Origin of the sequence: Pseudomonas sp. SG-MS2 (genome assembly GCF_009933855.1) — a bacterium.
In the GTDB taxonomy this organism is placed as follows: Bacteria; Pseudomonadota; Gammaproteobacteria; order Pseudomonadales; family Pseudomonadaceae; genus Aquipseudomonas; species Aquipseudomonas putida_E.
Genome location: NZ_MOMO01000059.1, coordinates 1 through 7,007, shown reverse-complemented (window position 1 = coordinate 7,007; position 7,007 = coordinate 1). Strand labels below are relative to the sequence as shown.

The following is a 7,007-nucleotide window of genomic DNA, read 5'->3' as shown; positions in this document are numbered from 1 at the left end:
GACTATCCTCGCGACCTGATCGGTTACGGCAACAACCCACCTCACCCGCAATGGCCGGGCAATGCCCGCATCGCGCTGTCTTTCGTCCTGAATTACGAAGAAGGTGGCGAGCGCAACATCCTGCACGGCGACAAAGAATCCGAAGCCTTCCTGTCCGAGATGGTCGCTGCCCAGCCGTTGCAGGGCCAGCGCAACATGAGCATGGAGTCGCTGTACGAATATGGCAGCCGGGCCGGCGTATGGCGCCTGCTCAAGCTGTTCAAGGACAGCGGCGTGCCGCTGACCGTGTTCGCCGTGGCCATGGCTGCCCAGCGCCATCCGGACGTGATCCGCGCCATGGTCGAAGCCGGCCACGAGATCTGCAGCCACGGCTACCGTTGGATCGACTACCAGAACATGGATGAGGCCCAGGAGCGCGAGCACATGCTCGAGGCCATCCGCATCCTCACCGAACTGACCGGCGAGCGCCCGGTAGGCTGGTACACCGGCCGCACCGGCCCCAATACCCGCCGCCTGGTCATGGAGGAAGGTGGCTTCCTCTACGACAGCGATACCTACGATGACGACCTGCCCTACTGGGAACCGAACAACCCGACCGGCAAGCCGCACCTGGTGATCCCCTACACCTTGGACACCAATGACATGCGCTTCACCCAGGTACAGGGCTTCAACTGCGGCGAGCAGTTCTTCCAGTACCTCAAGGACGCCTTCGATGTGCTGTACGCCGAAGGTGCCGAAGCGCCGAAGATGCTTTCCATCGGCCTGCACTGCCGGTTGGTCGGCCGCCCGGCGCGCCTGGCCGCGCTCAAGCGTTTCGTCGACTACGCCAAGAGCCATGACCAGGTCTGGTTCGCCCGTCGCGCGGACATCGCCCGCCACTGGCACGCCACCCACCCGTACAAGAAAGAGAACGCCTGATGACCGCCTTCAAGACCCTCAAGCCATCGACCTTGGACCGTGACACCTTCGTCAAGGTCTTCGCCGACATCTACGAGCATTCGCCGTGGGTCGCCGAAAAAGCCTACGACCTGGGCCAGCTGGACGAGCTGAACGAGATCGAAGCGCTGCACCAGCGCATGAGCGACATCCTGCTCAGTGCCAACCACGCCGACCAGTTGGCGCTGATCAACGCTCACCCGGACCTGGCCGGTAAAGCCGCCATCCAGGGCGAGCTGACCGAATCGAGCACCAACGAACAGGCCGGCGCCGGTATCCACCAGTGCACCGCCGAAGAGTTCGCCCGGTTCACCGAACTGAACGATGCCTACAAGGCCAAGTTCCAGTTCCCGTTCATCATGGCAGTCAAGGGCAGCAACCGGCACCAGATCCTCGCCGCTTTTGAAAAACGCATCCACAACGACACCGATGCCGAATTCAAGGAAGCCCTGGCGCAGATCAACCTGATCGCCCTGTTCCGTCTGCTGCAGCTGTAACCGGCGCGGCAACGTTAGAGCCTTATCCAGAACAACGAACATAGAAGAGATAACCGCATGCGCACCCTGATGATCGAGCCCCTGACCAAAGAAGCCTTCGCCCCCTTCGGTGACGTGATCGAAACCGATGGCAGTGACCACTTCATGATCAACAACGGCTCGACCATGCGCTTCCACAAGCTCGCCACGGTCGAGACCGCCGAGCCTGAAGACAAAGCGATCATCAGCATCTTCCGCGCCGACGCGCTGGACATGCCGCTGACCGTGCGCATGCTGGAACGCCATCCGCTGGGCAGCCAGGCTTTCATCCCGCTGCTCGGCAACCCCTTTCTGATCGTGGTCGCGCCCGTTGGCGATGCACCTGTATCAGGCTTGGTCCGTGCCTTCCGCAGTAATGGCAGGCAGGGCGTCAATTACCATCGCGGCGTTTGGCACCACCCGGTGCTTACGATCGAAAAGCGGGATGATTTCCTGGTGGTTGATCGCAGTGGTTCCGGCAACAACTGCGATGAGCATTACTTCACCGAGGAACAGATGCTGATCCTCAATCCCCACCAATAAGAAAAGGTCGATCATCGTTCGGTGATCGGCAGAGGTACATACTGTGGAAGCACACCTTCACGAATGGCTGAACCTGAGCATTCGCTGGGTTCACATGATCACCGGCGTGGCCTGGATCGGTGCATCGTTCTACTTCGTCTGGCTGGAAAACAACCTGAACCGGAGCAATCCGCGTGACGGGCTGTCGGGTGACCTTTGGGCCATCCACGGCGGTGGTATCTACCACCTTGAGAAGTACAAGCTGGCGCCGCCGAAAATGCCCGAGAACCTGCACTGGTTCAAATGGGAAGCCTACTTCACCTGGATGTCCGGTATCGCCCTGCTGTGCGTGGTGTTCTACTGGAACCCGACCCTGTACCTGCTGGCCCCTGGCAGCACCCTGAGCGGTGCCGAGGGCGTGGCCATCGGTATCGGTTCGCTGGTGGCCGGCTGGTTCATCTACGACCTGCTCTGCGATTCGCCACTGGGCAAACGCCCGGCACTGCTTGGCGCCGTGCTGTTCGTACTGATCATCGCCGCCTGCTGGGGCTTCAGCCTGGTGTTCAGCGGCCGTGGCGCGTACCTGCACACTGGCGCGATCATCGGCACCATCATGGTCGGTAACGTGTTCCGCATCATCATGCCCGCCCAGCGCCAGCTGGTGGCAGCGATCGAGAACAACACCACCCCCGACCCGCGCCTGCCGGCCAAAGGCCTGCTGCGTTCGCGTCACAACAACTACTTCACCTTGCCGGTGCTGTTCATCATGATCAGCAACCACTTCCCGAGCACCTACGGTAGCCAGTACAACTGGCTGATCCTGGCCGGCATTGCCGTAGCCGCGGTACTGATCCGCCACTACTTCAACACCCGCCACGACAGCAGCAAGTACGCCTGGACCCTGCCGGCCGGCGCCCTGGCGATGATCTGCCTGGCTTACGTCACCGGCCCGAAACCGATGGCTGTTGCCCCTGAGCAGGCCGCAGCGAAGGTCGAGTACCAGCCACTGCCAGCGACTGCAGTAGGTGGCAAGACCGCTGCCGAACAGCGCGCCGAGGACGCTGCCAAGGCGGCCCAAGCGCCTGCCGCACCGGCTCAAGCCCCAGCCCAGGCGACTGCGCAGGCCGGTGGCGGCGCCTTCGACAAGATTCACACCGTCATCCAGGAACGCTGCACAGTGTGCCACTCGTCGAAACCGACCAGCCCGCTGTTCAGCACCGCCCCTGGCGGCGTGGTGTTCGACACCCCGCAGCAGATCCAGGCCCAGGCCGCGCGCATTCAGGCGCAAGCGGTCGCCAGCCAGATCATGCCGCTGGGCAACATCACCCAGATGACCGTCGAGGAGCGCAAGCTCGTCGGTGACTGGATCGCCAAAGGCGCCCAGGTCAACTGATCGAAGCCGCACGCTTCAAGCTTCAAGCTGTAAGTCCCAAGTAACAAGCAAGCATCGAGCGTCAGGCTCCAACGCGGATCACCAAGCTTCTTCCTGAAGCTTGCCGCTTGGAGCTTGCCGCTTGGATCCGAGAATAAAAACAAAACTCGAGGTGCTGCATGTCCGAGTCACGCAAGGCGTACATTCCTGTGGCGCCACCGCGCGAACCTCTGCCCCTGTTCCAACTGATCCTGGTAGGCCTGCAACACGTTCTGCTGATGTACGGAGGCGCGATTGCCGTGCCTTTGATCATCGGCCAGGCAGCCGGATTGTCCCGTGAAGAAGTCGCTTTCCTGATCAACGCCGACCTGCTGGTCGCAGGCGTAGCCACCATCATCCAGTCGTTCGGTATCGGCCCGGTAGGGATCCGCATGCCGGTGATGATGGGCGCCAGTTTCGCTGCCGTCGGCAGCATGGTGGCCATGGCCGGCATGCCTGGCGTAGGCCTGCAGGGGATCTTCGGTGCAACCATTGCCGCCGGGTTCTTCGGCATGCTCATCGCGCCGTTCATGTCCAAGGTCGTACGCTTCTTCCCGCCGCTGGTCACAGGTACCGTGATCACCTCGATCGGCCTCTCGCTGTTCCCGGTCGCAGTCAACTGGGCCGGTGGCGGCCATGAGGCAGAAGCCTTCGGCTCGCCGATCTACCTGATGGTGGCAGGCCTGGTGCTGGCCGTGATCCTGTTGATCAACCGCTTCATGCGTGGCTTCTGGGTCAACGTGTCGGTGCTGGTAGGCATGGGCCTGGGTTACATCCTGGCCGGTTCCATCGGCATGGTCGACCTGTCCGGGCTGAGCCAGGCACCGTGGCTGCAAGTGGTGACGCCACTGCACTTCGGCATGCCGACCTTCAGCCTGGCACCGATCCTGTCGATGTGCCTGGTGGTGGTGATCATCTTCGTCGAGTCCACGGGCATGTTCCTCGCCCTGGGCAAGGTGACCGATCGCGAAGTCACCCCAGGGATGCTGCGCCGGGGCCTGCTGTGCGATGCCGGCGCGTCGTTCATCGCCGGGTTCTTCAACACCTTCACCCACTCCTCGTTCGCCCAGAACATCGGCCTGGTGCAGATGACCGGGGTACGCTGCCGCTATGTCACCGTGGTGGCAGGCGCGCTGCTGATCCTGCTCAGCCTGCTGCCCAAGGCGGCTTACCTGATCGCCTCGATCCCGCCTGCAGTGCTGGGTGGTGCGTCCATTGCCATGTTCGGCATGGTCACCGCCACCGGGATCAAGATCCTTCAGGAGGCAGACATCGGCGACCGCCGCAACCAGCTGCTGGTTGCGGTCAGCGTCGGCTTCGGCCTGATCCCGGTGGTCCGCCCGGAGTTCTTCGCACAGATGCCGCAGTGGATGGAACCCATCACCCACAGCGGTATCGCCATGGCCACGGTCAGTGCCTTGGTGCTGAACGTGCTGTTCAACATCCTCGGTGGTGCCGACCGCGCGGCGCACAACGACGCCTGTCACCAGCATTGAGCCAAGCGGGGCGGCGCCGTGCGTCGCCCCTGCTCTTGTCCGTTGTAACTGCCACACCGTCGGCCCGCCGGAATGGGCCGCCCGGGGCGCCTGCGCGCCAAAAAATCCGCCAACAAAAACAATAAGTCCGGGAATCACAACATGAAGCGCATCGCATCAACCCTGTTGCTGGGCAGCAGCCTGCTGGCCACCCTCCCCTCGCATGCAGGCGAATGGCTGCTGTGGCACGGCGAAAGCCTGACCTATCTGTATGGCAAGGACTTCAAGGTCAACCCAGACATTCAGCAGACCATCACGTTCGAGCACGCCAACAAATGGAAGTACGGCGACACCTTCCTGTTCGTCGACAAGATCTTCTACAACGGCAAGCCCGATGCCAGCAAAGGCGTGACCACCTACTACGGTGAGTTCAGCCCGCGACTGTCGTTCGGCAAGATCTTCGACCAGAAGCTCGCCTTCGGCCCGATCAAGGACGTGCTGCTGGCAATGACCTACGAGCGTGGCGAAGGCGACAACGAGGCCTACCTGATCGGCCCCGGTTTCGACCTGAACATTCCCGGCTTCAACTATTTCACCCTCAATTTCTACCTGCGCAACACCGAAGGCGGCCGCCCTGGCGATGACGTCTGGCAGATCACCCCCGGTTGGTCGTACACCATTCCCGTGGGCAGGTCGGACATTCTGATCGACGGCTACATGGACTGGGTGCCCGACAATGACCAGAACAGCCGCGGCACCTATCACGCCAACCTGCACTTCAACCCGCAGGTCAAATACGACCTGGGCAAGGCGCTCAACCTGGGCGCCAAACAGCTGTATGTAGGCTTTGAGTACAGCTACTGGAAGGACAAGTACGGCATCGACAGCCGCGGCAATCTGGAGAGTAACCAGAGTGTCGCCAGCGCCCTGATAAAGGTACATTTCTGAAAACCTGATCAAACGCCCAAGTTTGATACACGCTGCTCCAGGACGGAGCACTTGAGGCCAGGCGCGCAAGCCAGTAATCTGCGCGCCCCCTCGAACAGGGCAGGATGGATCCTGCCCGCGTTTACTGACCGCTCAGTCAATGAATTCGGGCGGTTGGCCAACGCGTTGCCAGCCGGAAATACCCATTTTCAGCCGTTCAGAACGAGTCGAGCAGGAAGGTTGTAGCCAATCCGGAAAGTTGGCGCAGCTCTTGCCAAACAACTGTGGCCAATCGAAAAAAGCTGACTCAAAAGACAAAAAAGCGCCAATACCGAGCGCTGACAACAGACCAATCAAGGGAGCGACACTCGCAATGCGTACCATCAATAGCCTGATTCTCGCGGGCGGCCTGCTGGCCTGCGGCACCACCTACGCCGATGACCTGCTGCAGTGGCAGAACAACAGCCTGACCTACCTGTGGGGCAAGAACTTCAAGGTCAACCCGGCGATCCAGCAAACCGTCACCTTCGAGCACGCCGATGGCTGGAAGTACGGCGACAACTTCGTCTTCGTCGACAAGATCTTCTACAACGGCAAGAAGGACTCGGGTAACGGCGACAACACCTACTACGGTGAAATCAGCCCGCGCCTGTCGTTCGGCAAGATCTTCGACCAGAAGCTGGCATTCGGCCCGGTCAAGGACGTGCTGCTGGCAATGACCTATGAGTTTGGCGAGGGTGATACCGAGTCCTACCTGATCGGCCCTGGCTTCGACCTGGACATCCCGGGCTTCGACTACTTCCAGCTGAACTTCTACCAGCGCACCACCGACGGCAGCCGGGCCGGTGACAACGTCTGGCAAATCACCCCGGTATGGTCGTACACCATCCCTGTGGGCTCCTCCGACATCCTCATCGACGGCTTCATGGACTGGGTGGTCGACAACGACGAGAACCGCCGCGGTACCTACCAGGCCAACCTGCACTTCAACCCGCAGGTCAAATATGACCTGGGCAAGGCGTTGCACCTGGGCGAGAAGCAGCTGTATGTGGGCTTTGAGTACGACTACTGGAAGAACAAGTACGGCATCAAGGATTCCGACGGGTTCACCACCGACCAGAACACTGCAAGCTTCCTGGTCAAGGTTCACTTCTGATCCTGGGGGCTGCTGTGCAGCCCCATCGCGACACAAGGCCGATCCTACAATGATCGCCGTAGGAG

General features: G+C 61.2%; 7 protein-coding genes. All 7 read left to right on the top strand.

Annotated elements, in window-relative coordinates; all coding sequences use genetic code 11:
- Positions 1-918 (top strand): allantoinase PuuE (gene puuE, locus BLX42_RS04285; protein ID WP_161871220.1); only part of this gene is annotated, 918 nt, incomplete at its 5' end.
- A complete protein-coding gene (uraD, locus tag BLX42_RS04280) occupies positions 918-1,433 on the top strand; it encodes a 2-oxo-4-hydroxy-4-carboxy-5-ureidoimidazoline decarboxylase (protein ID WP_012315445.1) in 516 nt (171 codons plus the stop codon). The genes puuE and uraD, both read left to right, overlap by 1 nt.
- A gap of 57 nt (positions 1,434-1,490) precedes the next feature.
- A complete protein-coding gene (locus BLX42_RS04275) occupies positions 1,491-1,994 on the top strand; it encodes an ureidoglycolate lyase (protein ID WP_012315446.1) in 504 nt (167 codons plus the stop codon).
- 43 nt (positions 1,995-2,037) lie between these two features.
- The gene (locus tag BLX42_RS04270; RefSeq protein ID WP_046785311.1) at positions 2,038-3,366 is read left to right on the top strand and encodes a urate hydroxylase PuuD; all 1,329 of its coding nucleotides are present in this window, start codon (positions 2,038-2,040) and stop codon (positions 3,364-3,366) included.
- Positions 3,367-3,524: 158 nt separating this feature from the next.
- Complete coding sequence (locus tag BLX42_RS04265; protein WP_039601600.1) at positions 3,525-4,880, top strand: nucleobase:cation symporter-2 family protein; 1,356 nt, start codon at positions 3,525-3,527, stop codon at positions 4,878-4,880.
- Between the two features lie 141 nt (positions 4,881-5,021).
- Complete coding sequence (locus BLX42_RS04260) at positions 5,022-5,807, top strand: outer membrane protein OmpK (RefSeq protein WP_012315449.1); 786 nt, start codon at positions 5,022-5,024, stop codon at positions 5,805-5,807.
- A gap of 352 nt (positions 5,808-6,159) precedes the next feature.
- Positions 6,160-6,942: an outer membrane protein OmpK gene (locus BLX42_RS04255; protein ID WP_039601601.1), complete on the top strand. Its 783-nt coding sequence runs from the start codon at positions 6,160-6,162 to the stop codon at positions 6,940-6,942.
- The last annotated feature ends 65 nt before the right edge of the window (positions 6,943-7,007 follow it).

What these genes read in the sequence shown, in the direction of transcription:
- uraD (WP_012315445.1), top strand. Translation starts at nt 918, where the DNA reads ATGACCGCCTTCAAGACCCTCAAGCCATCGACCTTGGACCGTGACACC.
- BLX42_RS04275 (WP_012315446.1), top strand. Translation starts at nt 1,491, where the DNA reads ATGCGCACCCTGATGATCGAGCCCCTGACCAAAGAAGCCTTCGCCCCC.
- BLX42_RS04265 (WP_039601600.1), top strand. Translation starts at nt 3,525, where the DNA reads ATGTCCGAGTCACGCAAGGCGTACATTCCTGTGGCGCCACCGCGCGAA.
- BLX42_RS04260 (WP_012315449.1), top strand. Translation starts at nt 5,022, where the DNA reads ATGAAGCGCATCGCATCAACCCTGTTGCTGGGCAGCAGCCTGCTGGCC.
- BLX42_RS04255 (WP_039601601.1), top strand. Translation starts at nt 6,160, where the DNA reads ATGCGTACCATCAATAGCCTGATTCTCGCGGGCGGCCTGCTGGCCTGC.